The sequence below is a fragment of the Streptomyces sp. NPDC020742 genome, from assembly GCF_040641675.1.
Lineage (GTDB): Bacteria > Actinomycetota > Actinomycetes > Streptomycetales > Streptomycetaceae > Streptomyces.
This window is the reverse complement of sequence record NZ_JBFAEA010000030.1, coordinates 1-21,716: the sequence shown is the minus strand read 5'-3', so window position 1 is coordinate 21,716 and position 21,716 is coordinate 1. Positions and strand designations below refer to the sequence as shown.

Here is a 21,716-nt window from a genome sequence, read left to right as displayed (position 1 = left end):
GGGGCGGACCGGGTCCGGACCACTCCCGCAATCCCCCGCCAGTGGCTACCCTCGGTCACACCACCACTCCCGCGCCCCTCCCCGATTCCCAGCCGGAAGGCACGCACCATGCACCGGGCATTGATCGTCGTTGATGTGCAGAACGACTTCTGCGAGGGCGGCAGCCTCGCGGTGGCGGGGGGTGCGGATGTCGCGGCGGCCATCACCGACCTGATCGGCCAGGCGGCCGGCGGCTGCTACCGCCATGTCGTGGCCACCCGGGACCACCACATCGACCCGGGCGACCACTTCTCCGACACGCCCGACTACGCGCACTCCTGGCCGGTGCACTGCGTGGCCGGCACGGAGGGCAGCGGGTTCCACCCCAACTTCGCCCCGGCGCTCGCCTCGGGGGCGGTGGACGCGGTCTTCGACAAGGGCGCCCACACCGCCGCCTACAGCGGCTTCGAGGGCACGGACGAGAACGGCACCGGGCTCGCGGACTGGCTGCGCGACCACGGCGTCACCGAGGTCGATGTGGTCGGCATCGCCACCGACCACTGCGTACGGGCCACCGCTCTGGACGCGCTCGCCGCGGGGCTGCGCACCCATGTCCTGCTGGATCTGACGGCCGGGGTGGCCGCCGGGACCACCGAGCGGGCGGTCGAGGAGCTGCGGGCCGCCGGGGCCGAGCTGACCGGCAAGGCGGTGGTCGGGGGCGGCTGAGCCGCCCCTCCGGAGGGGCGGCTCGGGCCCGCCCCCGGAGGGGCGGGCCCGGACCCCGGGCGCCGAAGGGCCCAGGGTGCCGCCAGGGCCCTCAGGCCGCCGACGCGGGGCGTTCGCGGCCGTCGTCCGGCCCGCCCGGGTACTCCGCCCGGGCGGACGCCGTACGACCGCCGGCCGGACCGACCCGCCACAGCGCCCGTATCGGGTGCCAGGACTCGGTGTCGTCGTCCGGTGCCTCCCGCCAGACCAGGCCGTCGGGATGGTGCAGCACCGCCGTGACCTCGTCCGGCGTGGGCGGCTCGCTGTTGCCGCGGAGGTACACCGAGCGCAGGCCGAGGTTGCGCAGCCTGGTCAGGGCGCGCTGGCGGTTCACGGCGTGCACCAGGATCCGGACCCGGCAGCCGCACTCGTACGGTCCGGACCGCGGGCCGTGGGGCGGCCTGGGCAGCGAGAGGGCGACCACCACGCTTCCGTCCGGAAGCCTGATGAAGCCGCCACGGGTCATCGTCATATCTCCCCCGTGAGACTTGGCGTCAACAAGGATCTGTCGGTCGCATCTAAACGCCAATCGGCCGCCGCCCGCTAGTGGGCAACGGCCGATTCGCTCTTGACCTGCGACTTTTATCTTTTATTTACCGGCGGGGCCGATCTTCAGGGTCACCGTGGAGCCGTCCCCGGCCTCCTTGGTGATCTTGATCTGGGTGTTGGTGTCAGGGACGATCACACCACCGGTCGGGTTCGTCTTGTCGTAGTAGACCCCGTGCCGGTCGTCGAAGAGCGTCACGCCCTTCTTCGCGGCGATGGTGACCGGCTTGCCGTCCCGGTGCAGCGTGAGCGCGTCCGTCCGGAAGCGGGTGAAGGTCGAGTCGTAGCTCTGGAAGCGGTTGCGCATCAGCTTGCCGTCCGCCCAGTGCTCGGCCTTGGGGTGCGCGTCGACCGGGAGGATCTGCCCGTAGCCGGGGTGCTTGCCGACGTTGTTGTCCGGCTGCGAGGTGTCCCACAGCCAGATCAGCACGCCGTTCTGGTACGGGAAGTGCTCCACCCAGCCCGGCTTGTCCGTGGTCCAGCCGAAGTTGTACGGGCCGACCTTGAGGGTCTTGTCGTACGACACGTACTGGCGGTTCTCGGCGATGTAGTACTGCGGGTAGTCCTTGGTGAAGGACCCGCCGATGCGCGAGAAGCCCTTGCTGGTCCAGCCGTTGTCGTCGCCCTCGGCGTCATCGCTGAACAGCGGCTTGCCGTCGGCGACCACGCTCAGGGTGTCGGCCGCGAAGCCCTTCTGGGCGGCGCCGCCGTCGGTCTGGTAGCGGAAGCGCAGGTCGATCTTCTTGCCCGCGTAGGCGTCCAGCGGGTAGACGAGGTCCTGGTAGGCGGCGACGGTGCCGGTCAGCGCCGGCTTGTCGCTGCCGTCGCGCGGGATGGCCTTGCCGCCCGCGGTGCCGTCCAGCGGCGTCCAGTCCTTCCCACCGTCGGTGGAGACCTCGGCGTAGAGGAAGTCGTAGTCCTTCTCGATGTCCCACCAGCCCTTGAGCGTCAGCGCCGCCTTGGACTTGCCGGTGAGGTCGACGGGCCGGGACAGGGTGTTCTTGAGGTCGTCACCCATGCCGCTCCACCACTGGTGGGAGCCCTGCGCGGGCTGGACGACCTCGGTCTTGACGGCCTTGGACGGCAGCGTGACGACCACCGCCTGCTTGTCCTTGGTGTTGTACTCGGCCACCCCCAGCTTGTGGGTGGACTTCGTCGCGGCCTTGGCCTTGCCGTAGTTGAGCCAGCCCAGCTGCAGCTTGTCCCAGGCGCTCATGTCGCCGGGCAGGTCACCGATGGAGTCCTTGCCCCGGCCCAGCCAGGAGCCGCCCGACATCAGCGACCAGAAGTCCACCGAGGACTCGCCGGTGCCGGTGGTGTCGTACTCGTCCGGCAGGCCCAGGTCGTGGCCGTACTCGTGGGCGAAGACACCGAGGCCGCCGTTCTCCGGCTGCATGGTGTAGTCACCGACCCAGATGCCGGTGTCGCCGATCTGGGTGCCGCCCGCCTTGTTGGCCGCGGGGCCGGTCTTGCCGGCGTCGGAGCCGTACGCGTACCAGCGGTGCGCCCAGATGGCGTTGGTCTTCTGGACGCCGCCGCCGGCGGACTCGTCCTCACCGGCGTGCACGATCTGGAAGTGGTCGATGTAGCCGTCGGGCTCGTTGAAGTTGCCGTCGCCGTCGTGGTCGTAGCGGTCCCACTGGTCGTACTTGGCGAGGTCGGCCTTGATCTGGGCGTCGGTGCGGCCCTTGGCCTTCTGGTCCTTGGCCCACTGGTTGACGCCGTCGCGGATCAGGTCCCAGGCGTTGGCGCAGTTGGTCTGGCCGCAGTAGTTGGAGCCGTAACGGGCCTCGTTCCAGTCGACCTTGACCCAGTCGGAGACCTCGCCCTGGACCGAGTAGCGGCCCGAGGACTGCTTCTCGTAGTACTTGGCCAGCGACTGCTTCTTCTTGTCGTGCGAGAAGTAGAGGTCCTGGAAGTGCTGCTGGTTGAAGTCCTTCTGCCAGGCCGTGCTGTTGTCCTTGGCACGGTCCGGCTGGGCTATCTGGTTGTGCGCCGGTCCCGGGTCGCCGCCGTACTTCTTGACCGGGGGCTTGGGGCCGTCGCCGTCGGGGTCGAACATCGTGGTGTTGTCGACCTTGTCGCCGAAGTCCACCAGGATGGTGAAGATCTTGTCGGTCTTCTGCCGGGCCAGCTCGACGTACTTGCTACGGCCCAGCTTGACGACCTTCGAACCACCGCGCTCGGTCGCCGCCGCCTTGCCGGAGATGACCTGCTGGAGCGCTTCCTTGCGCTCGGCGGTCTCCCGGTCGGTGAACGGGCCCTTGAGGTCGTGGTTCACGCTCCGCTCGGGCGCCGGGTCATGGCGCCGGGCCGCCTGCGACGACCCCTGCGGGTCGGCCGTGGCCACCCCCGAAGACAAAGCGGCCGCCCCGATCGCGGCGATTGCCGTGGCCAGGGCGGCCGATCTGAACACCCGTCTGTGGTCTCTCACTTGGCGCTGTCCTCCCCTTCGAACGCGGTCACTGTTCGAGGGCATTCGACCGGAAGTACGGGGAAAAAGACAGATCTTGACTTGCTCACGACAGGCCAGTACGTTACTCGGTCCGCTTGTCGCGGCTATCGGACACCGAGCGGCGGCCTCCCCACGCCCCGCAGACCCCGGGCGTATATGCCCCACGCGCATGCGCCCCCGCCCGAACAGCCATGACACCAGCGTCAGTTCGCATGCGCGGGCGTTGTGCGCCCCTTATGCTTCCGCCCCGTGGGTTAGGTCACGCTTACCTGGCGTTCCGCCCGGGCACCAAGGACCGTAGGCTCGTGTGATGGCGCGACCCTGACCGACTCCCCCTGCCCGACCCTTTGAGGACGGATTCCGCCATGCCTCGTCCGACTGCCACCCAGCTCGTCTACGGTTCGGCCACCGTCTTTCTCGCCACCCTCGCGATGCTGTTGCTCTCGCAGACGCAGACGGGGATCGGGGTCGCGGTCATCGCCATCGCCGGGCTCGGGCTCGGGCTGCTGGTCGCCATGACGGCCTCGATCCCCGGGGTGTCGCGGGTGGTCCGCCGGCACGTCGTACGGTCCGCGCCGCCCGCCGGGCCGGCGCCACTCCAGGCCGTACCCTCCCCCACCGCACCGGTGCCCCCGCCCGGCGCCTGTGACGGCGTGCCGCGGCGCCGGCTCACCGAGGCGGCCGGCGCCACCGAGGCCCGGGTAGGCGAGCACTCCCGCTGAGCGGGGCACCGGCCGGCTCGGGACAGCGCCCGTAGCGGGTCCCCGTTCACGGCCTCACTAGGGGGTCTCCGTGGACACCACCACGGTCTTCGCGGCCTTGTCGTGCAGACACTGGTGATACGGCTGGTCCCAGGTGCACCACAGGACGTTGACCAGCCAGAAGATGAACCCGCAGCACGGCACGATCTCCGGCAGCGTATAGACCGCGGCCCTGATCCAGGCCGCCTGTGCGGTGGGGATCGAGCCGTTCGCGAGCATCGCCACCCGGATCTTCATGGCCATCTTGCCGAGGGTCTGGCCACGGTTGGCGAGCATCAGCCCCTCGTAGATGAGGTACGCCAGCATCGTGACGCCGGAGACCGTCGACTGCTTGCCGGCCTCGACGTTGCTGGTGCTGAAGTAGTCCACTCCGCCGACGATCAGGGTCATGATCACGGAAACCGGCACCCCGATGATGATCGCGTCGATGATCCGCGCCACCAGGCGCCGGCCGCGGTTCGCCAGCGGCGGCATTCCGGCCAACGGATCGGCCGCCCCATACTGCCCGCCGTAGGGGTCCCCGGCGTACGGGCCGGCGCCGTACGGCTCTCCTGAGGGGGGCGGTGGGGCTCCGCCTCCGGGGGGCGGGGTCCCGTCTCCGGGAGGCGGGGTTCCGCCCGGGGGCGGTGGCGGTGTGCCTCCCGGCGGCGGGGTTCCGCCCGGGGGCGGCGGCGGTGTGCCTCCCGGCGGCGGCGTGCCTTCGCCACCGCCCGCGGCGCCGCCCTGCGGTGCGTTGTTACGAGGGGAGCCATTGCCGGGCTGCTCGGTGCTCATGGCCCGAGTCGACCGCCACTCGCGGCCGGGCGCATCCGGCGAAGGCCGTTCGGGGGACCGGCCGCCGCCCGGTCGGCCGGACGCCGGCCGACCGGAAACCGCTCAGCCGGACGCCACGAAGGTGCGCGCCAGCTTGTCGTGCCAGCACTGCCGCCACGGCTTGTCGAAGACGCACCAGAGCGCATTGACCACACCGACGACCAGCACACCGAGCACGCCGTAGAGGAACCAGCGCTTGAGCGCGGCGGCCAGCGTGGGGGTGTCATGGCTCTCGATGTCCAGGACCCGTACCCCGCACAGCTTCTTGCCCAGGGTGCGGCCCCACTTGACGGTCGGCAGCGCCTCGTAGAGCGCCCCGCCGATCAGCAGGACGGCCAGGATCGCGCCGAACACCGGGGCGGTGGTGCCGTCGATCAGATAGACGGTCACCTGACGGCCGGACTGCTTGGCCGCCTCGACCTTGGCGTCGAGGTGGTCGGTGACGGTGCTCCACAGGGGCAGGGCCGCCGCGGCGGTGACCGCGCCCAGCACCAGGGTGTCGATCAGCCGGGCCGCCAGCCGGCGGCCGAGCCCGGCCGGGGTGCCCTGGGCGGCCTGCGCAGCAGCGAAGAAGGGGTCGGCGGCGCTCGGCGGCTTCCAGGGGATGACGCCCTCGGAGCCGGCGCCCTGCGCTCCGGACGCGGCCGGGGCGGCACCGCCCTGTGCGGGGAAGGGCGCCGCGGGCGCGGCGGCGGGGCGGCCGGAGGCCTGCGGGGCCTGTGGCGCCGGGGACTGCGGGGCCGGCCGCTCGGCGGGGGCGGGGCTCTGCGGCGCCTGGGCCTGCGGGGACGGGGCTTGCGGAGCCTGCCGGTCGCCGGTGGACGGCAGGGACTGCGGGGCGGCGCCGCCGGACGGGGCGGGCTTCGCGCCGCCGGCGACCCGGATCGCCATCGTCTCGCCGCCCTTGGCGGGCGTGGCCGGGGCCGCGCCCCCGGAGTCCGGCCGTACCGCACGGATCGCGGTCGTGCCCTGGTCGCCGGAGTTCGGGCCGCGGCGGGCCGGGTTGACCGCGCGGATGGTGACCGTCCCGTCGCCGCCGGGCGCCCCGGGCGCGTGCGGGTGCGGCGTGGCCTGCGAGGGCGTTGCGGGCACCGCACCGGGCTGCTGCTCGCGCTGCGGCGGTACCGCGCCCCACGAGGCGGCGCCGCCCGGGGTGCCCGGCGGCGCCTGGTCGGGAGAGCCCCAGGAGACCCGGTGGTCGGCGCCCTCGAACCCGCTCTGCCGGGAGGCGTCGGCCTGCCAGGCGGAGGCCGGTTCCGGGCTGCCGCCGTGCAGCCGGGCCGGGTCGTCCCAGCTCGCCGGTGCCTGCCGGGCCTCGACCTCGGCGCTGCCGCGCACCGCGGGGAGTCCCCCGCCGGCGGCCGGCTCCTCGTCGAGGAAGACCGGCCCGGTCTCCTCCACGGCGGGCGTGGCGGGGGCAGGCGACGCGGCCGCACCGGGCGGGGCTGCGGGCATCGCCTCGCCCTCGGGCGGGGCGGGCCGGCTGGTGCCCGGCACCCATGCGGCGCCGTTCCAGTACCGGATGTAGCCGGGGATGGACGGGTCCGGGTAGAAGCCTGGCGTGGGGCTACCGCCGGCGGATCCTGAGGTAGGGGCGCTCATGTCCGAAGTCCCGTATCTGTACTCGGCCTGGTGGGTGTGGGGTGCAGTCTGCCGCAAGGCGGCGTCCACATCTATCAGACCCCGGGGCACATCGGTGCCCTGCCCGCGGACGACCACCTGGAAGAGGCCCGGGAAAAAAGTTGTACGAAGTCGTGTAAGAGTCCGGCGTCCGGCGACTCTCCAGTTCGTGCGGGACCGGTCCCAGGTCCGCGCGGACGATGACGAGAGGCGGACTTCATGCACACCGTGGTGGAACGAGAGCTGGAGCTGTGTCTGGTGCTGGCGCCGGACCGGAGCATCCCGGTGCCGGCCCGGCTGACGTACCGGTCGGACGACCCCTACGCCGTCCATGTCACCTTCCACATCGGGTCCGACACGCCCGTGGAGTGGACCTTCGCGCGGGAACTGCTGGTCGAGGGGGTGTTCCGGCCGTGCGGTGAGGGCGATGTGCGGGTGTGGCCGACCAAGGTGGACGGCCGGAGCCTGGTCTGCCTGGCGCTGGACTCCCCGGAGGGCGAGGCCCTGGTGGAGGCGCCGGCGGCGGCGGTCTCGGCGTGGCTGGAGCGCACCCTGCGGGTGGTGCCGCCGGGCACGGAACACCGGCACCTGGGCCTGGACACAGGGCTGAGCGCGCTGCTCGCCCTGGCTTCCCGGGACGATCTGGGGGCGGGCGACGCCTGGCCGTCGGACGACGCCCCGGAGCCCGGGGCGTAGGGGTGCCCCCCGAGGAGAACGCCGAGGGGTGGCCGCGGGGCGTGGACCCGGCGGCCGGCGCGGCAGGTCGCCGCGCCGCCGCCGGCCGGACCCGCACACCCCGCACACCTCGTACAACCCGTGTAACCCGTGCAAGCCATGGGGCCCGTGGGGCCTTTGGGGCCTACGGGCCCCACGCGACCCGCAGCTCCCAGGGGCCCCGTGGAATGTGCCGTCGGCGTGGGGTGTTGGGTCCGGCATGACCGAGACCCAGCGCCCCCGCACCGCACCGCACCTTCCCGCCTCCACGGCGTACGACGCGGACTCCGCGTACTACGCGCACGGCACCGCCGCCGACCGCTGGGCGCGGGCCGGGCTGTTCTTCGAGGCGAAGGACTACACCGCGGCGGCCCGGATCCTGCGTGGTCTGGTGGACGAGGACCCGCGCCCGGTCGCACCGCGGCTGCTGCTCGCCCGCGCCTACTACCACTCCGCCCAACTGGGGCGCGCGGAGGCCGAGCTGCGGGCCGTGCTGGAGCGCGACCCGGTCGAGGCGTATGCCCGGCTGATGCTGGGCCGCACCCTCCAGCGCCAGGGCCGCGCCGCCGAGGCCGCCGGGGAGCTGCGGATGGCCGCGGCGCTGGGCGCGGACGGCGCCTGACCGCGAGAGCCCGCCGGCTTCAGCCGCGGTAGGCCTCCAGCAGCCGCAGCCAGACCTCGCTGATCGTCGGATAGGCCGGCACCGCGTGCCACAGCCGCTCGACGGGGACCTCGCCGGCCACCGCGACGGTCGCGGAGTGCAGCAGTTCGCCGACCCCGTGGCCGACGAAGGTCGCACCGAGCAGCACCTCGCGGTCCAGGTCGACGACCATCCGGGCGCGGCCGCGGTAGCCGTCCCCGTACAGGGACGCCCCGGCCACCGCCGCCAGGTCCTGGTCCACCACCCGGGTCCGGTAGCCGGCCCGCTCGGCCGCCGCGGCGGTCAGCCCCACCGAGGCGGCCTCGGGGTCGCTGAAGACGACCTGCGGGACGGCCCGCAGGTCCGCGGTGGCGGCGTGTGCGCCCCAGGGGTCGGACTCCAGGATCGGCACGCCCCGGGCGCGCGCGGCGATCGCCGCCCCGGCGATCCGGGCCTGGTACTTGCCCTGGTGGGTGAGGAGGGCGCGGTGGTTGACGTCGCCGACGCCGTAGAGCCAGCCGCCGGGGACCCCGGTCACCCGGCAGCTGTCGTCGACCTCCAGCCAGGAGCCGGGTTCCAGGCCGACCGTCTCCAGGCCGATGTTCTCGGTGCGCGGGGCCCGTCCGGTGGCGATCAACAGCTCGTCGGCGACGATCTCGTCGCCGGGGGCGCCTCCTCCGGGAGCGGAGTCCAGGACGACGGTGACCGGGCCGCCGGGGGCCTCCCGGCGCACCTCGCGCACCTCCACGCCGGTGCGCAGGAAGGCGCCCGCCTCGGCGAGCGATTCGGCGACCAGGCGGCCGGCGAACGGCTCCATCCGGGGCAGCAGTCCGTCGCCACGCACCAGCAGCGTCACGGAGGCGCCCAGGGCCCGCCAGGCGGTGGCCATCTCGACGCCCACCACGCCGCCGCCGACCACCACCAGCCGGCCGGGTACGGCCTTGGCGCTGGTCGCATCGCGGCTGGTCCAGGGCTGGGCCTGGGCGAGGCCGGGAACGGGCGGCAGCACCGCGCGGCTGCCGGTGCACACCGCGACCGCGTGCCGTGCGGTGAGCACCCGGCCGCCGTCGACGACGACCCGGCGGGGCCCGGCCAGCCGGCCCTCGCCGCGGACGAGGTCGATCCCGGCCGAGTCCAGCCAGCGGACCTGGCCGTCGTCCTTCCAGTAGGAGGCGAAGGCGTCGCGGTGGTCGAGCACGGCCGGGGCGTCCAGCGGGCCGGCCACCGCGTCCTTCAGGCCGGGCACCGTGCGGGCCTCGGACCGGGCGGTGACCGGGCGCAGCAGCGCCTTGCTGGGCATACAGGCCCAGTAGGAGCACTCGCCGCCGACCAGCTCGCTCTCCACGATGACCGCGCTCAGGCCGGCGGCGTGCGCCCGGTCGGCGACGTTCTCGCCGGTGGGGCCGGCTCCCAGCACGATGACGTCATACGCCTCGTCGGTGTCTCCGGTCGCTTCGGTCGCTGCCATCGGCTCTCGCTCCCTGGGTGCACACGGGCGGCCACGGTGGGCCGTAGAACAGGAGGGACCGCGGGCGGGCCGCGGAACGGCGCCCGCGGTGGCGGGGCCCCGCCGGGTCCCGGCGGGTCCTTGTGGCCATCCTCTGCCCATGGGGCCGTCAGCGCATCCGGCGCTCGACTGCTTCCTTGGCCTCGGCGAGCCCGGAGCCGGTCAGCTCGCGGTGCGCCTTGATCGCCTCGATCTTCTTGTCCTGCGCCAGCAGGTCGTCGATCCGGGCCATCCCGGGTTCGTCGGGGTTCTCGATGCCCGCGTCGGCCAGCAGCAGGTCGATCTTGCCCTCCAGTCGGCGGAGCCGGCGGTCGAGGGTCTTGGCGCGGCGGTCGGTGGCCGAGGCGATCATGCCGACGGCGAGCACGAGCAGGCCTATGACGGGAAGCAGGGATTCCATGATCTCACCCTATGAGGCGGCGGCCCGTGCCATGAACACCGCGGTTGCGGCGGGGCCTTGGACGGTGCCGCGGAGCGCCGGGGCGCCGTCGGTGAGGATCTCGCACTCGGCGTAGGCGTCGGGCCCTTCCAGGGTGAGGGTGAGCAGCGGCATGGCGCCCACCCCACGGGCGTCGGTCACCACGAACCACGGCAACTCGGGCCGGCTGACCTGGTGTTCGGCCCCGGAGTCGCCGGGCGCCTGGACGGCATAGGTGAGCTCGTCGACGCCCCGGCCGGTCACCCGGAAGGTGACCATGCCCTCGCCCGGTCGGTGCGGATCGTTGATCGTCATGGGGGAAGTCAACCTTCCCTCCCCCGCGCGTGTGCATCCGCCCCCCTGATCAGGGACGTTCCGCGCGACCGGGGTCAGAACAGCTTGCCGGGGTTGAGGATCCCCAGGGGGTCGAAGACCTGCTTGATGCCGCGCTGCAACTCCACTCCCACCGGGCCGAGTTCGCGCGCGAGCCACTCCTTCTTCAGCACACCGACGCCGTGTTCGCCGGTGATGGTGCCGCCCAGCTGCAGGCCGAGCGCCATGATGGCGTCGAAGGACTCGCGGGCGCGCCGGGACTCGTCGGGGTCGGCGGCGTCGAAGCAGACGGTGGGGTGGGTGTTGCCGTCGCCGGCGTGTGCGCAGACGCCGATGGTCAGTCCGTACTTCTCGGCGATGGCGGCGGTGCCGTCGAGCAGCTCGGCGAGCCGGGACCGCGGGACGCAGACGTCGTCGATCATCGTCGCGGACTTGACCCGTTCGAGTGCGGTCAGGGTCAGCCGGCGGGCCTGGAGCAGCAGGTCGGACTCGGCGGCGGTCTCCGCGGGGACGACCTCGGTGGCGCCCGCTGCGGTGCACAGCGCGCCAACGGCGGCGAGGTCGGCGGCCGGGTCGGGGGTGTCGAAGGCAGCCAGGAGCAGGGCCTCGGTGGTGTCGGGGAGGCCCATCTGCGCCATGTCGTTGACCGCGCGGATGCTGGTGTTGTCCATCAGCTCCAGCAGGGACGGGGCGTGGCCGCGGGCCATGATCTCGCAGACCGCCTCGCAGGCGGCGGCGGTGGAGGGGAACTCGGCGGCCAGCGCGAGCTGTTGGGGCGGCTCCGGCCGGAGCGCGAGGACGGCGCGGACGACGATGCCCAGGCTCCCCTCGGAGCCGACGAACAGGCGGGTGAGGTCGTAGCCGGCCACGCCCTTGGCGGTGCGGCGGCCGCAGGTCAGCAGCCGGCCGTCGGCGAGGACGACGTCGAGGCCGAGGACGTACTCGGCGGTCACGCCGTACTTGACGCAGCACAGGCCGCCGGAGGCGGTGCCGATGTTGCCGCCGATGGAACACTGCTCCCAACTGGAGGGGTCCGGCGGGTAGTAGAGGCCGTGCTCGTTGACGGCGCGGGAGAGCACGGCGTTGATGACGCCGGGCTCGACCACCGCGATCCGGTCGACGGGGTTGATCTCGAGGATCCGGTCCATCTTGACCAGCGAGAGCACGATGCAGCCGTCGGAGGCGTTGGCCGCGCCGGACAGCCCCGTACGGGCCCCCTGGGGGACAACCGGGACGCGGAGTTCGGTGGCGGTCCGCATGACGTGCTGGACCTGTTCGACGGTGTGGGGCAGCACGACGACGGCGGGGGCGCCCGCCTCGCAGAAGCTCGCCATGTCGTTGGCGTAGGAGCCGGTGACGTCCGGGTCGGTGAGGATCGCTCCATCCGGGAGGCCGGCACGCAGCCGTGCGATGAGGTCCATAACACCCAGCCTCGCATCCATGGGTCGTACACGGAAGATCACCGAACGGGACGCCTCGGACCGACGCCGGAAGCAGCACCGCGACGAGACGGGCGCCCGCCGACCGGCCGGAGGGCGCGGACCGGAGGGGCCGGGTGCGGGAGCTCTGCTTCCGAAGGCTCGGTCAAGGAGCAAAAGCGGAGCGCCGAGCGGAGCAGTACCGCACCCGGCCGACCGGCGGCCCGCACCCGGCACCGACCACCGGGAGCGAGCGACACCCGAAGCGACGCCGAAGGCGTCAGAGGTTGCCGCGGCGCTCCTGCTCGCGCTCGATCGCCTCGAAGAGCGCCTTGAAGTTGCCCTTGCCGAAGCCCAGGGAGCCGTGCCGTTCGATCATCTCGAAGAAGACGGTCGGGCGGTCCTGGACCGGCTTGGTGAAGATCTGCAGCAGGTAGCCGTCCTCGTCGCGGTCGGCCAGGATCTTCAGCTCGCGCAGCTCCTCAATGGGGACGCGGGTGTCGCCCACCCACTCTCCGAGGGTGTCGTAGTAGGAGCCGGGCACATCGAGGAACTCCACGCCGGCGGCCCGCATCTGACGGACCGTCGACACGATGTCGTTGGTGGCCAGCGCGATGTGCTGGACGCCGGGGCCACCGTAGAACTCCAGGTACTCGTCGATCTGCGACTTCTTCTTGGCGATCGCCGGCTCGTTGATCGGGAACTTGACCTTCTTGGTGCCGTCCGCGACGACCTTGGACATCAGGGCGGAGTACTCGGTGGCGATGTCGTCGCCGACGAACTCCTTCATGTTGGTGAAGCCCATGACCTTGTTGTAGAAGCCGACCCACTCGTTCATCCGGCCGAGCTCGACATTGCCGACGCAGTGGTCGACGGCCTGGAAGAAGCGCTTCGCCGGCGGCTCGACGACCGGCCCGGCGGCGACGTATCCGGGCAGGTAGGGGCCGTCGTAGCCGGACCGCTCGACGAGGGTGTGCCGGGTCTCGCCGTAGGTGGCGATGGCAGCCAGCACCACGGTGCCGTGCTCGTCCTTGAGGTCGTAGGGCTCCTGGAGGCCGGTGGCGCCGTGCGCGACGGCGTACTCGTAGGCGGCACGGGCGTCGGGGACCTCGATGGCGAGGTCGATGACGCCGTCGCCGTGCGCGGCGACGTGGTCGGCCAGGAAGCGGCCCCACTCGGTGGTGGGCTTGACGACGGAGGTGAAGACGAACCGGGCGCCACCGGATTCGAGCACATAACTCGCGGTCTCCCGGCTGCCGTTCTCCGGCCCGGAGTAGGCGACCCGCTTCATGCCGAAGGCGGTGGAGTAGTAGTGCGCGGCCTGCTTGGCGTTGCCGACGGCGAAGACGACCGCGTCCATCCCCTTGACCGGGAAGGGGTCCGCCTGCCGCTGCCGAGCCGGGCCGGGGGTGGTGGGCTGGGTGTGCATCGTGGTGTCTGCCATGGCCGCAGAGTCCCTCCGATCCACAAGGTGCGCAATAGTTTGTGAATCGACTGGGCAATATGCATAGCAAGCGACGGACCACACCGAGCTATCTGTACATGATGACCATCCCAATCGAGGGAGCGAGCGATGGCGATCGATCATTTGGACGGGGCGCTGCTGGAGCTGCTCGCACAGGAGCCGCGGATCGGCGTCCTGGAGGCCTCCCGGCGGCTGGGCGTGGCGCGCGGCACGGTCCAGGCCCGGCTCGACCGGCTTCAGTCGAATGGAGTGATCAGGGGCTTCGGGCCCGAGGTGGACCCCGCGGCGCTCGGCTACCCCGTCACCGCCTTCGCGACCCTGGAGATCAAACAGGGCCAAGGGAATGACGTACGGGCCCACTTGACCACCGTTCCCGAGGTGCTGGAGCTGCATACAACGACGGGACACGGGGACATGCTCTGCAGGCTCGTGGCCCGTTCGAACGCCGATCTACAGCGGGTGATCGACCGGGTTGTGGGCTTTGATGGCATCGTGCGGGCCTCAACGGCGATTGTCATGGAAAATCCGGTTCCGTTGCGGATCATCCCGCTGGTGCAGCAGGCGTCAGGAGACTGACCGAACCGAGGAGAGTGACGGTGAGCTTCTGGGAGTACGTCAGCACCCGGCACGCCCAGCTGCTGACGGACACGTATCAACACGCCAGCGCGGTCTTCCAGTGCATGGTGATCGCCACCCTGCTGGGGGTCTTCATCGGCGTGGTCACTTATCAGAGCGAGTGGGCCGGCGGCCTCGCCACCACCGCGACCGCCACCGTCCTCACCATCCCGTCGCTGGCCCTGATCGGTCTGCTGATCCCGATCGTCGGCCTCGGCGTCGCCCCGACGGTGATCGCCCTGACCCTGTACGGACTGCTGCCGGTGGTGCGGAACGCCATCGTGGGGTTGCGCGGGGTGGATCCGGCGCTGGTCGACGCGGCCAAGGGCATCGGGATGTCGCGCACTGCCCGACTCTTCAAAGTCGAACTGCCGCTGGCCTGGCCGCCGATCCTCACCGGCATCCGGGTCGCCACCCAGATGCTGATGGGCATCGCCGCGATCGCCGCCTTCGCCTCCGGCCCCGGCCTGGGCAACGAGATCTTCCGCGGGATCGCCTCGCTGGGCAGCGCCAACTCCCTCAACCAGGTGCTCTCCGGCACCCTCGGCATCGCCGTCCTCGCCCTGCTCTTCGACGCCGCCTACGTCCTGATCGGACGCCTGACCATCTCCAGGGGGATCCGTGCCTGAGACGCCCGAGAACGCCGCCCCCTCCGGCGCGAACATCGAGCTGGAGAACCTGACGAAGATCTATCCGGGGAACCCCACCCCGGCGGTGGACAACGTCAGCATGGAGATCAAGGCCGGCGAGACGGTGATCTTCGTGGGGCCTTCGGGGTGCGGGAAGTCCACCACCCTGAAGATGATCAACCGGCTGATCGAGCCGTCCTCCGGGCGGATCCGGATCGGCGACGAGGACGTCACCGGCATCGACCCGGTCCGGCTGCGCCGCAAGGTCGGCTACGCCATCCAGGCCTCCGGCCTCTTCCCGCACATGACGGTCGCACAGAACATCGCCCTGGTCCCCAAGATGATCGGCTGGTCCCGGAGCAAGACCAAGAACCGGGTCGAGGAGATGCTCGACCTGGTGGGCCTGGATCCGGCCGAGTTCCACGACCGCTATCCGCGCCAGCTCTCCGGCGGCCAGCAGCAGCGCGTCGGGGTGGCCCGGGCGCTCGCCGCGGACCCGCCGGTGCTGCTGATGGACGAGCCGTTCGGTGCGGTCGACCCGATCACCCGCGACCACCTCCAGGACGAGCTGATCCGGCTCCAGCACGAGCTGCACAAGACCATCTGCTTCGTCACCCACGACTTCGACGAGGCGATCAAGCTCGGCGACCGCATCGCGGTGCTCCGCGAGCGCAGCCACATCGCCCAGTTCGACACCCCCGAGGCGATCCTCACCAACCCCACCGACGACTTCGTCTCCGGCTTCGTCGGCGCGGGCGCGGCCCTCAAGCGGCTCAACCTCACCCGCGTACGGGACGTCGGGGTGGTCGACTTCCCCACCGCCACCCTCGACGACCCGCTGGAGTCCATCGTCGACCAGCTGCGCTCCGGCGGCCACAACGAACTGCTGCTGCTGGACCGCAACCGCCGCCCGTACAAGTGGCTGCGCCGGGGCGACCTCTCCCGCGCCACCGGGACGCTGGCGCGGGCCGGGGCGCTGGTGCAGCACACCGTGACCCGGGACGCGACGCTGCGCGACGCGCTGGAGGCGGTGCTCACCGACAGCGCGGGCCGGGTGGCGGTCACCGGGCGGCGCGGCGAGTACACCGGCGTGGTCGACATGGAGACGCTGATGAACAACGTCCACGAACTGCTGGAGGAGGACCGGCTGGAGGCCCTGGAGCACCAGCACCAGCTCCAGGAGCAGCGCGCCCGCCGCACCCACCTGGAGCAGGAGGGCGTGGACACCGTGGGCGGGCCCGACGCCGGCGGGGTCACGGCATGAGCGCCGGCGACGAGCACGGCCCCCAGCCGGAGGAGGCCGGCCGGCCCGGGGAGAAGACCCCATGGGGCGGCGGGCAGCGCCCCAGCGACCACGAGGCGCTCGCCTTCCGCGACGGCGTGGAGATGGAGCAGCGGGAGCTGGCGTCCGGTGAGGCGCCCGTGCCGTCCGCACCACCCGGGCGGCGCCGGATCAGCTGGCAGAAGTGGACCTTCATGCCGGCCTTCCTGGTACTGGCGCTGCTGGCCACCTGGGTGTGGTTCAACAGTCTGCAGCTGGACTCCATCGCCCGGCAGGCGGTGGACAACGGCAAGGTGTGGCTGGCGCTGCGCCAGCAGATCCAGCTCACCGCGATCTCCACCTTCTTCGTGCTGATCATCGCGATCCCGCTGGGCATCGCGCTGACCCGGGCCAAGCTGCGCCGGGCGACGCCGTTGGCGATGGCCATCGCCAACCTCGGCCAGGCGGTGCCGGCCCTGGGTCTGCTGATCCTGCTGGTCATCTGGCTGGGCATCGGCCCCCGTTCGGCGATCGTCGGCATGGTCCTGTACGCCGTGCTGCCGGTCCTGGCCAACACCATCGCCGGCCTGCGCGGGATCGACCCGACGCTGACCGAGGCCGCCCGCGGGATCGGCATGTCCCCCATCGGCGTGCTGACCCGGGTCGAGCTGCCGCTGGCGGTCCCGCTGATCCTGGCGGGCGTCCGCACCGCGCTGGTGCTGAACGTCGGCACCGCGACGCTGGCCACCTTCGGCGGGGGCGGCGGCCTGGGCGACCTGATCTCCGCGGGCATCGTCACCCAGCGGATGCCGGTGCTGATCCTGGGCTCCGTGCTGACCGTGGCGCTGGCGCTGCTGGTGGAGTGGCTGGCCTCGCTCGCCGAGCTGCTGCTGCGCCCGCGCGGACTGGAGGTGGCCACATGAGCATCCGCCGCCGTACGCGCGCCCGCCGCCCGGTCACCGCGCTCGCCCTGCTGGTGCTGCTCACCCTCGGCGGCTGCGGCCTGGTCAGCGGCAGTGAGATGACCGACAACGTCCTGCCGGGACCGCACGCGGGCTATCCGGGCCGGCCGCTCACCGGGGCGCAGCTGACCGTGACCTCGAAGGAGTTCACCGAGCAGATCGTCCTCGGCCAGATCATGGGCCTGGTCTTCAAGGCGGCCGGCGCCCACGTCATCGACAAGACCAGCATCCAGGGGTCGATCGGTGCCCGGGAGGCGGTGAAGTCCGGCACCGCGGACGCCGCGTACGAGTACACCGGCACCGGCTGGATCACCTACCTCGGCCACACCAAACCGGTCATCGACCCGCAGGAGCAGTGGCGGGTGGTCCGCGACGAGGACCGCAAGAACGGCATCGTCTGGCTGCCGCCATCGAAGCTCAACAACACCTACGCGCTCGCTCTGAACCCCGCCAACCAGAAGAAGCTGGGCGTGCACACCCTCTCCGACGTCGCGGCGCTGTCCCACAAGAACCCCGGCGCGGTCACGCTGTGCGTGGAGAACGAGTTCGCCACCCGCAACGACGGCCTGCCGGGCATGGCCCGGGCGTACGGCATGCAGATCCCGTCGTCCAACATCCGCAAGATGACCGGCGGCGTCGTCTACACCGAGACCAAGAAGGGCACCTGCGCCCTGGGTGAGGTGTTCACCACCGACGGCCGGATCAAGGCGATGAACCTGAAGGTGCTCGCCGACGACAAGCACTTCTTCCCCAACTACAACGCGGCCCCCGAGATCAACGCCGCGTCGCTGAAGAAGTACCCCGCCATGGCCGAGGTGCTGGCCCCGGTGACCCGGGCGCTGAACAACACCGTCGCCCAGGACCTCAACCGCAAGGTCGACGTGGAGGGCCAGGACCCGCACGAGGTCGCCAAGAACTGGCTGCTGCAGGAGGGCTTCATCAAGACGGGGTAGCCGCCGTCCGCCGGGCCGGTCCCTGGTTCAGCAGCTGGGGACCGGCCCCCCGGACCGGAGCGCCTTGAGCGCGTCCACCGCGCCGTCCAGGGTCGACACCGGGATCAGCCGCAGCCCCTTCGGCAGCTCCGCGGCCGCGTCCGCACACTCCTTGCGGGGCACCAGGAAGACCGAGGCGCCGTCGCGGGCCGCGGCCTGGGTCTTCAGCGGGACGCCGCCGACCGCGCCGACCGCGCCGTGCGCGGTGATCGTGCCGGTGCCGGCGACGGTCCGGCCGCCGGTCAGGTCGTGCCCGGCGCCGTCGCCGTCCAGCTTGTCGACGATGCCGAGGGCGAACATCAGCCCGGCGCTGGGCCCGCCGACGTCCGCGAGGCTCAGGGAGACCTTGATGTCCTTGGGCGACTTGCCGAGCTGGTTCAGGGCCGCGGCGGTGGCGGTGTCCTGCGACTGCTTCATTTCCTGGGCGTTGTGCTCGGCGATCTCCTCGGTGTTGTTGCCCACCGGGTAGACCGCCTCCTTGGGCATCACGGCCTCGTTGGTGCGGAACCAGCCCTTGACGATGTCCGACAGGTGCACCGAGGCGTCCGGGCCGGTGGCGACGATCGAGGTCATCCGCAGCTGGCCGCTGGTCTTCCGGGGCGTGGCGCCGGTGAGGGTGATCACCGGCTTGCCCTTGTCCTGACCCAGCACGTTCGCCGTCATGCCCGGATACGCCACCGAGTACGGCAACGGGGCGAGGGCCGCGGTGACGAGGAGGGCGAGGACGAGTGCGGTGCAGGCCGCCAGGGCACGAACGCGTGAGGACACCCCGCCACCCTAATTGACCCCCGTCCCACCAGGGCCGTCAGGCGCTACGAGCTCACCACACGGCCACCGCCCCTTCACACTCCGCGGTCGCCCGCCCCCGCGGGGGCGCTCAGCGCAGCGCCTCGGACACCTCCCGGGCCGCGTCGATCACCCGCGGCCCGACCCGCTCGGAGACGTTGTCGGTGAGCATGACCACCCCCACGCTGCCCTCGATGCCGCTCACCCCGAGCAGCGGGGCCGCCGCACCGCTCGCGCCGGCCTCCAACTCCCCGTGCGTCAGGGCGAGTCCGGCGTCCTGGATGCGGCCCTGGCGGGCCTTGAGGATCGCCCGGCCGGCCGCCCCGCGGTCCAGCGGGTGACGGAATCCGGCCCGGTAGGCGACGTGGTAGTCGGTCCAGGTCGGCTCGACGACGGCGACGGCCAGCGCCTCCGTACCGTCGACCAGGGTGAGGTGCGCGGTGGCCCCCACGTCCTCGGCGAGCGACCGCAGCGCGGGCAGCGCCGCCTCCCGGACCAGCGGATGCACCTGACGGCCCAGGCGCAGCACGCCCAGGCCCACCCGGGCCCGGCCCCCGATGTCGCGGCGTACCAGGGCGTGCTGCTCCAGGGTGGCCAGCAGGCGGTAGACGACGGTGCGGTTGACGCCGAGCTTGTGGGACAACTCGGTGACGGTCAGCCCGTGATCGGTGTCGGCGAGAAGCTTCAGGACGCGCAGTCCTCGGTCGAGTGTCTGGGAGGTCTCTGCGGTCACGACGCCCCTCCTGGTGTGAGTGGCGGCGCTCCGGCGCGACGCGCTGCGGGTCCCGGAGCAGCGCGCGCTAGAGGCCGCCGGCCGCGTGGCACCGGCTGCGCTCCGCGGCGGCGCTGCCACGGGGCGTGTGCGTGACCGGGACAGTAGCGAGCCAGTCCGGTCAGCGGAAGAGTCCGTCCAGAATCCGGTCTCCCCCGCCCGCAATTTCCGCTTTTGCCCCGCTCAACTGGGCATGCGGTGTTTCCAAGAGAGCCACAACACGCCCCCGGTACGCCGGCGCGCCCCCCGGGGTCCCCAGAGGCAACACCCCGCGCCACGCACAAGGGTGGCGCCCCGGACCGGGACACCACCCTCACGACGGCCGGACGGCTCAGCGCATCCGCGTGGCCCACTCCCGCACCTTGGTGATCCGCTCGGTCAGCTGACCGGCGGTGGCCTCCGCGCTCGGCGGCCCGCCGCAGACCCGCCGCAGCTCGGTGTGGATCACGCCGTGCGGTTTGCCGCTCTGGTGGACGTACGCCCCCACCAGCGTGTTCAGCTGCTTGCGCAGCTCCAGCAGCTCCTTGTGCGTGACCACCGGGCGCCGCTCGGCCGGCATCTCCAGCAGGTCCGCCTCGGCGTCCGGCTTCTTCTTGCTGTGGGCGATCTGCCGGGCCTGCCGCTTCTGCAGCAGCAGCTGCACCTGGTCGGGCTCCAGCAGCCCGGGGATGCCGAGGTAGTCCTGCTCCTCCTCGCTGCCCGGGTGCGCCTGCATACCGAACTCGGCGCTGTTGAAGAGCACCCGGTCGAAGACCGCGTCGGACTCCAGCGCCTCGAAGGGGAGTTGGTCCTGTTCGCCGGTGTCCTCGTCCTGCTCCTTGTTCGCCTCGTCCATCTCCTTCTCGGACTCGGCGTACGGATCCTCCTCCGCGTCCTTCTTGGGCTTGTCCAGGACGTGGTCGCGCTCGACCTCCATCTCATTGGCGAAGCCCAGCAGCGACGGCACGGTCGGCAGGAACACCGAGGCGGTCTCACCGCGCTTGCGGGACCGCACGAAGCGCCCCACGGCCTGCGCGAAGAACAGCGGCGTGGAGATCGTGGTGGCGTACACCCCCACCGCCAGCCGCGGCACGTCAACCCCCTCGGACACCATCCGCACCGCCACCATCCAGCGGTCCTGCGAAGCCGAGAAGTCGTCGATGCGCTGTGAGGCACCGGAGTCGTCGGACAGCACCAGCGTGGCGCCCTCGCCGGTGATCTCCCGGATCAGCTTGGCGTACGCCCGCGCCTGCTCCTGGTCGGTGGCGATCACCAGCGCCCCCGCGTCCGGGATCGCCTTCCTGACCTCGGTCAGCCGCTGGTCGGCGGCCCGCAGCACGTTCGGCATCCACTCACCGCGCGGGTCCAGCGCGGTGCGCCAGGCCTGCGAGACGGCGTCCTTGGTCATCGGCTCGCCGAGCCGGGCGGCGATCTCGTCGCCGGCCTTGGTCCGCCAGCGCATGTTGCCGCTGTACGAGAGGAAGATCACCGGCCGGACGACCCCGTCGCCCAGCGCATTGCCGTAGCCGTAGGTGTAGTCGGCGGCCGAGCGCCGGATCCCGTCGTTGCCCTCCTCGTAGGTCACGAACGGAATCGGGTTGGTGTCGGACCGGAACGGCGTGCCGGTCAGCGCCAGCCGCCGGGTGGCCGGCTCGAACGCCTCCAGGCACGCCTCGCCCCACGACTTGGAGTCGCCGGCGTGGTGGATCTCGTCGAGGATGACCAGGGTCTTGCGCTGCTCGATCCGGTTGCGGTGCAGCATCGGCCGCACCCCCACGCCCGCATAGGTCAGCGCGACACCGTGGTACTCACGGCCGAGCGGTCCCGCGCTGTACTCCGGGTCGAGCTTGATGCCCAGCCGGGCCGCCGCCTCCGCCCACTGCTTCTTCAGGTGCTCGGTCGGCGCGACGACCGTGACCTGCTGTACGACGTGGTGGTGCAGCAGCCACGAGGCGAGCGTGAGCGCGAACGTGGTCTTACCGGCTCCGGGCGTCGCCACGGCGAGGAAGTCTCTGGGCTGGGCCTGGATGTAGCGGTCCATGGCCCCCTGCTGCCAGGCACGCAGCTTGTTCGCGGTACCCCAGGGGGCCCGCCCAGGAAAGGCCGGGGACAGGTGATGGTTGTTGGTGGCGCTGGTGGTGGTAGTCACGGTCTCCGTCGGCTGGGGTCGGCGATCGGCAACCGCGTCAGCCTATCCGCTGCGCTTGGCCGGCTTCCCACGTGTTCGGCTTTCCCACCGTGGCCTGGCCTTGCGCGCGGCCGGCGGGCCCGTACGTGTTCGGCCTG

At 71.9% G+C, this 21,716-nt stretch carries 21 protein-coding genes; 9 read left to right on the top strand and 12 right to left on the bottom strand.

The features are described 5' to 3' along the window. Window positions 1-108 precede the first annotated feature (108 nt). A complete protein-coding gene (locus tag AB0G84_RS31895) occupies window positions 109-705 on the top strand; it encodes an isochorismatase family protein (protein ID WP_361328600.1) in 597 nt (198 codons plus the stop codon). Between the two features lie 91 nt (window positions 706-796). Here the strand turns inward: AB0G84_RS31895 and AB0G84_RS31890 are convergent, their stop codons facing one another. Both AB0G84_RS31890 and AB0G84_RS31885 read right to left on the bottom strand, forming a co-directional pair. Next, the gene (locus tag AB0G84_RS31890; protein ID WP_361328733.1) at window positions 797-1,210 is read right to left on the bottom strand and encodes a hypothetical protein; all 414 of its coding nucleotides are present in this window, start codon (window positions 1,208-1,210) and stop codon (window positions 797-799) included. Between the two features lie 123 nt (window positions 1,211-1,333). Next, window positions 1,334-3,724, bottom strand: a complete 2,391-nt coding sequence (locus AB0G84_RS31885; RefSeq protein WP_361328597.1) for an immune inhibitor A domain-containing protein — start codon at window positions 3,722-3,724, stop codon at window positions 1,334-1,336. A 386-nt stretch (window positions 3,725-4,110) separates the two neighbouring features. On the opposite strand from AB0G84_RS31885, the gene AB0G84_RS31880 reads away from it, so the two are divergent. Then, window positions 4,111-4,467: a hypothetical protein gene (locus tag AB0G84_RS31880; protein WP_361328594.1), complete on the top strand. Its 357-nt coding sequence runs from the start codon at window positions 4,111-4,113 to the stop codon at window positions 4,465-4,467. A 57-nt stretch (window positions 4,468-4,524) separates the two neighbouring features. On the opposite strand, the gene AB0G84_RS31875 is transcribed toward AB0G84_RS31880, so the two are convergent. Together AB0G84_RS31875 and AB0G84_RS31870 are read right to left on the bottom strand one after the other, a co-directional pair. Continuing rightward, window positions 4,525-4,980, bottom strand: a complete 456-nt coding sequence (locus AB0G84_RS31875) for an RDD family protein (RefSeq protein WP_361328591.1) — start codon at window positions 4,978-4,980, stop codon at window positions 4,525-4,527. 402 nt (window positions 4,981-5,382) lie between these two features. Next, on the bottom strand, window positions 5,383-6,921 hold the full coding sequence (locus AB0G84_RS31870) for an RDD family protein (RefSeq protein WP_361328589.1): 1,539 nt from the start codon (window positions 6,919-6,921) through the stop codon (window positions 5,383-5,385). A 237-nt stretch (window positions 6,922-7,158) separates the two neighbouring features. Here AB0G84_RS31870 and AB0G84_RS31865 point away from each other — a divergent pair, with 237 nt between their 5' ends. Both AB0G84_RS31865 and AB0G84_RS31860 read left to right on the top strand, forming a co-directional pair. Further along, window positions 7,159-7,635 (top strand): SsgA family sporulation/cell division regulator, encoded by a 477-nt coding sequence (locus AB0G84_RS31865; RefSeq protein ID WP_361328586.1) that lies wholly within the window; start codon window positions 7,159-7,161, stop codon window positions 7,633-7,635. Between the two features lie 238 nt (window positions 7,636-7,873). Continuing rightward, window positions 7,874-8,275, top strand: coding sequence for a tetratricopeptide repeat protein (locus AB0G84_RS31860; RefSeq protein WP_361328583.1), 402 nt, complete (start codon window positions 7,874-7,876; stop codon window positions 8,273-8,275). A 19-nt stretch (window positions 8,276-8,294) separates the two neighbouring features. On the opposite strand, the gene AB0G84_RS31855 is transcribed toward AB0G84_RS31860, so the two are convergent. The 5 genes from AB0G84_RS31855 to hppD all read right to left on the bottom strand — a co-directional run bounded on the left by AB0G84_RS31855 (window position 8,295) and on the right by hppD (window position 13,413). Next, window positions 8,295-9,761 carry an NAD(P)/FAD-dependent oxidoreductase gene (locus AB0G84_RS31855; protein ID WP_361328580.1) on the bottom strand — a complete coding sequence of 489 codons (1,467 nt, stop codon included), beginning with the start codon at window positions 9,759-9,761 and terminating at the stop codon, window positions 8,295-8,297. A 148-nt stretch (window positions 9,762-9,909) separates the two neighbouring features. Beyond that, window positions 9,910-10,200 carry a ribosomal protein L7/L12 gene (locus AB0G84_RS31850; RefSeq protein WP_361328577.1) on the bottom strand — a complete coding sequence of 97 codons (291 nt, stop codon included), beginning with the start codon at window positions 10,198-10,200 and terminating at the stop codon, window positions 9,910-9,912. A gap of 9 nt (window positions 10,201-10,209) precedes the next feature. Further along, entirely contained in the window at window positions 10,210-10,533 is a 324-nt protein-coding gene (locus AB0G84_RS31845) for a hypothetical protein (protein WP_361328575.1), read from the bottom strand. 74 nt (window positions 10,534-10,607) lie between these two features. Next, complete coding sequence (locus AB0G84_RS31840; protein WP_361328573.1) at window positions 10,608-11,972, bottom strand: FAD-linked oxidase C-terminal domain-containing protein; 1,365 nt, start codon at window positions 11,970-11,972, stop codon at window positions 10,608-10,610. Window positions 11,973-12,249: 277 nt separating this feature from the next. Further along, complete coding sequence (gene hppD / locus AB0G84_RS31835; RefSeq protein WP_361328571.1) at window positions 12,250-13,413, bottom strand: 4-hydroxyphenylpyruvate dioxygenase; 1,164 nt, start codon at window positions 13,411-13,413, stop codon at window positions 12,250-12,252. A gap of 129 nt (window positions 13,414-13,542) precedes the next feature. Here hppD and AB0G84_RS31830 point away from each other — a divergent pair, with 129 nt between their 5' ends. The 5 genes from AB0G84_RS31830 to AB0G84_RS31810 all read left to right on the top strand — a co-directional run bounded on the left by AB0G84_RS31830 (window position 13,543) and on the right by AB0G84_RS31810 (window position 17,854). Beyond that, window positions 13,543-14,010 carry an Lrp/AsnC family transcriptional regulator gene (locus AB0G84_RS31830; protein ID WP_361328568.1) on the top strand — a complete coding sequence of 156 codons (468 nt, stop codon included), beginning with the start codon at window positions 13,543-13,545 and terminating at the stop codon, window positions 14,008-14,010. 20 nt (window positions 14,011-14,030) lie between these two features. Then, on the top strand, window positions 14,031-14,678 hold the full coding sequence (locus tag AB0G84_RS31825; protein WP_361328565.1) for an ABC transporter permease: 648 nt from the start codon (window positions 14,031-14,033) through the stop codon (window positions 14,676-14,678). Beyond that, the gene (locus AB0G84_RS31820; protein WP_361328562.1) at window positions 14,671-15,942 is read left to right on the top strand and encodes a betaine/proline/choline family ABC transporter ATP-binding protein; all 1,272 of its coding nucleotides are present in this window, start codon (window positions 14,671-14,673) and stop codon (window positions 15,940-15,942) included. Before AB0G84_RS31825 ends, AB0G84_RS31820 begins: the two co-directional genes overlap by 8 nt. A gap of 122 nt (window positions 15,943-16,064) precedes the next feature. Beyond that, a complete protein-coding gene (locus tag AB0G84_RS31815) occupies window positions 16,065-16,862 on the top strand; it encodes an ABC transporter permease (RefSeq protein ID WP_361328730.1) in 798 nt (265 codons plus the stop codon). Beyond that, window positions 16,859-17,854: a glycine betaine ABC transporter substrate-binding protein gene (locus tag AB0G84_RS31810; RefSeq protein ID WP_361328559.1), complete on the top strand. Its 996-nt coding sequence runs from the start codon at window positions 16,859-16,861 to the stop codon at window positions 17,852-17,854. The genes AB0G84_RS31815 and AB0G84_RS31810 overlap by 4 nt, the downstream gene beginning before the upstream one ends. 27 nt (window positions 17,855-17,881) lie before the next feature. On the opposite strand, the gene AB0G84_RS31805 is transcribed toward AB0G84_RS31810, so the two are convergent. The 3 genes from AB0G84_RS31805 to AB0G84_RS31795 form a co-directional block, all read right to left on the bottom strand. After that, window positions 17,882-18,661 carry a S16 family serine protease gene (locus tag AB0G84_RS31805; protein ID WP_361328556.1) on the bottom strand — a complete coding sequence of 260 codons (780 nt, stop codon included), beginning with the start codon at window positions 18,659-18,661 and terminating at the stop codon, window positions 17,882-17,884. A gap of 109 nt (window positions 18,662-18,770) precedes the next feature. Next, a complete protein-coding gene (locus AB0G84_RS31800; protein WP_361328553.1) occupies window positions 18,771-19,412 on the bottom strand; it encodes a helix-turn-helix domain-containing protein in 642 nt (213 codons plus the stop codon). A 370-nt stretch (window positions 19,413-19,782) separates the two neighbouring features. Beyond that, window positions 19,783-21,579 carry a DEAD/DEAH box helicase gene (locus AB0G84_RS31795; protein ID WP_361328550.1) on the bottom strand — a complete coding sequence of 599 codons (1,797 nt, stop codon included), beginning with the start codon at window positions 21,577-21,579 and terminating at the stop codon, window positions 19,783-19,785. Between the last annotated feature and the right edge of the window lie 137 nt (window positions 21,580-21,716).

Coding starts and splice junctions, on each gene's coding strand:
- AB0G84_RS31880 (WP_361328594.1), top strand. CDS start 4,111: ATGCCTCGTCCGACTGCCACCCAGCTCGTCTACGGTTCGGCCACCGTC.
- AB0G84_RS31840 (WP_361328573.1), bottom strand. CDS start 11,972: ATGGACCTCATCGCACGGCTGCGTGCCGGCCTCCCGGATGGAGCGATC.
- AB0G84_RS31830 (WP_361328568.1), top strand. CDS start 13,543: ATGGCGATCGATCATTTGGACGGGGCGCTGCTGGAGCTGCTCGCACAG.
- AB0G84_RS31810 (WP_361328559.1), top strand. CDS start 16,859: ATGAGCATCCGCCGCCGTACGCGCGCCCGCCGCCCGGTCACCGCGCTC.
- AB0G84_RS31890 (WP_361328733.1), bottom strand. CDS start 1,210: ATGACCCGTGGCGGCTTCATCAGGCTTCCGGACGGAAGCGTGGTGGTC.
- AB0G84_RS31850 (WP_361328577.1), bottom strand. CDS start 10,200: ATGGAATCCCTGCTTCCCGTCATAGGCCTGCTCGTGCTCGCCGTCGGC.
- AB0G84_RS31815 (WP_361328730.1), top strand. CDS start 16,065: ATGGAGCAGCGGGAGCTGGCGTCCGGTGAGGCGCCCGTGCCGTCCGCA.
- AB0G84_RS31845 (WP_361328575.1), bottom strand. CDS start 10,533: ATGACGATCAACGATCCGCACCGACCGGGCGAGGGCATGGTCACCTTC.
- AB0G84_RS31855 (WP_361328580.1), bottom strand. CDS start 9,761: ATGGCAGCGACCGAAGCGACCGGAGACACCGACGAGGCGTATGACGTC.
- AB0G84_RS31895 (WP_361328600.1), top strand. CDS start 109: ATGCACCGGGCATTGATCGTCGTTGATGTGCAGAACGACTTCTGCGAG.
- hppD (WP_361328571.1), bottom strand. CDS start 13,413: ATGGCAGACACCACGATGCACACCCAGCCCACCACCCCCGGCCCGGCT.
- AB0G84_RS31875 (WP_361328591.1), bottom strand. CDS start 4,980: ATGCCGCCGCTGGCGAACCGCGGCCGGCGCCTGGTGGCGCGGATCATC.
- AB0G84_RS31870 (WP_361328589.1), bottom strand. CDS start 6,921: ATGAGCGCCCCTACCTCAGGATCCGCCGGCGGTAGCCCCACGCCAGGC.
- AB0G84_RS31865 (WP_361328586.1), top strand. CDS start 7,159: ATGCACACCGTGGTGGAACGAGAGCTGGAGCTGTGTCTGGTGCTGGCG.
- AB0G84_RS31860 (WP_361328583.1), top strand. CDS start 7,874: ATGACCGAGACCCAGCGCCCCCGCACCGCACCGCACCTTCCCGCCTCC.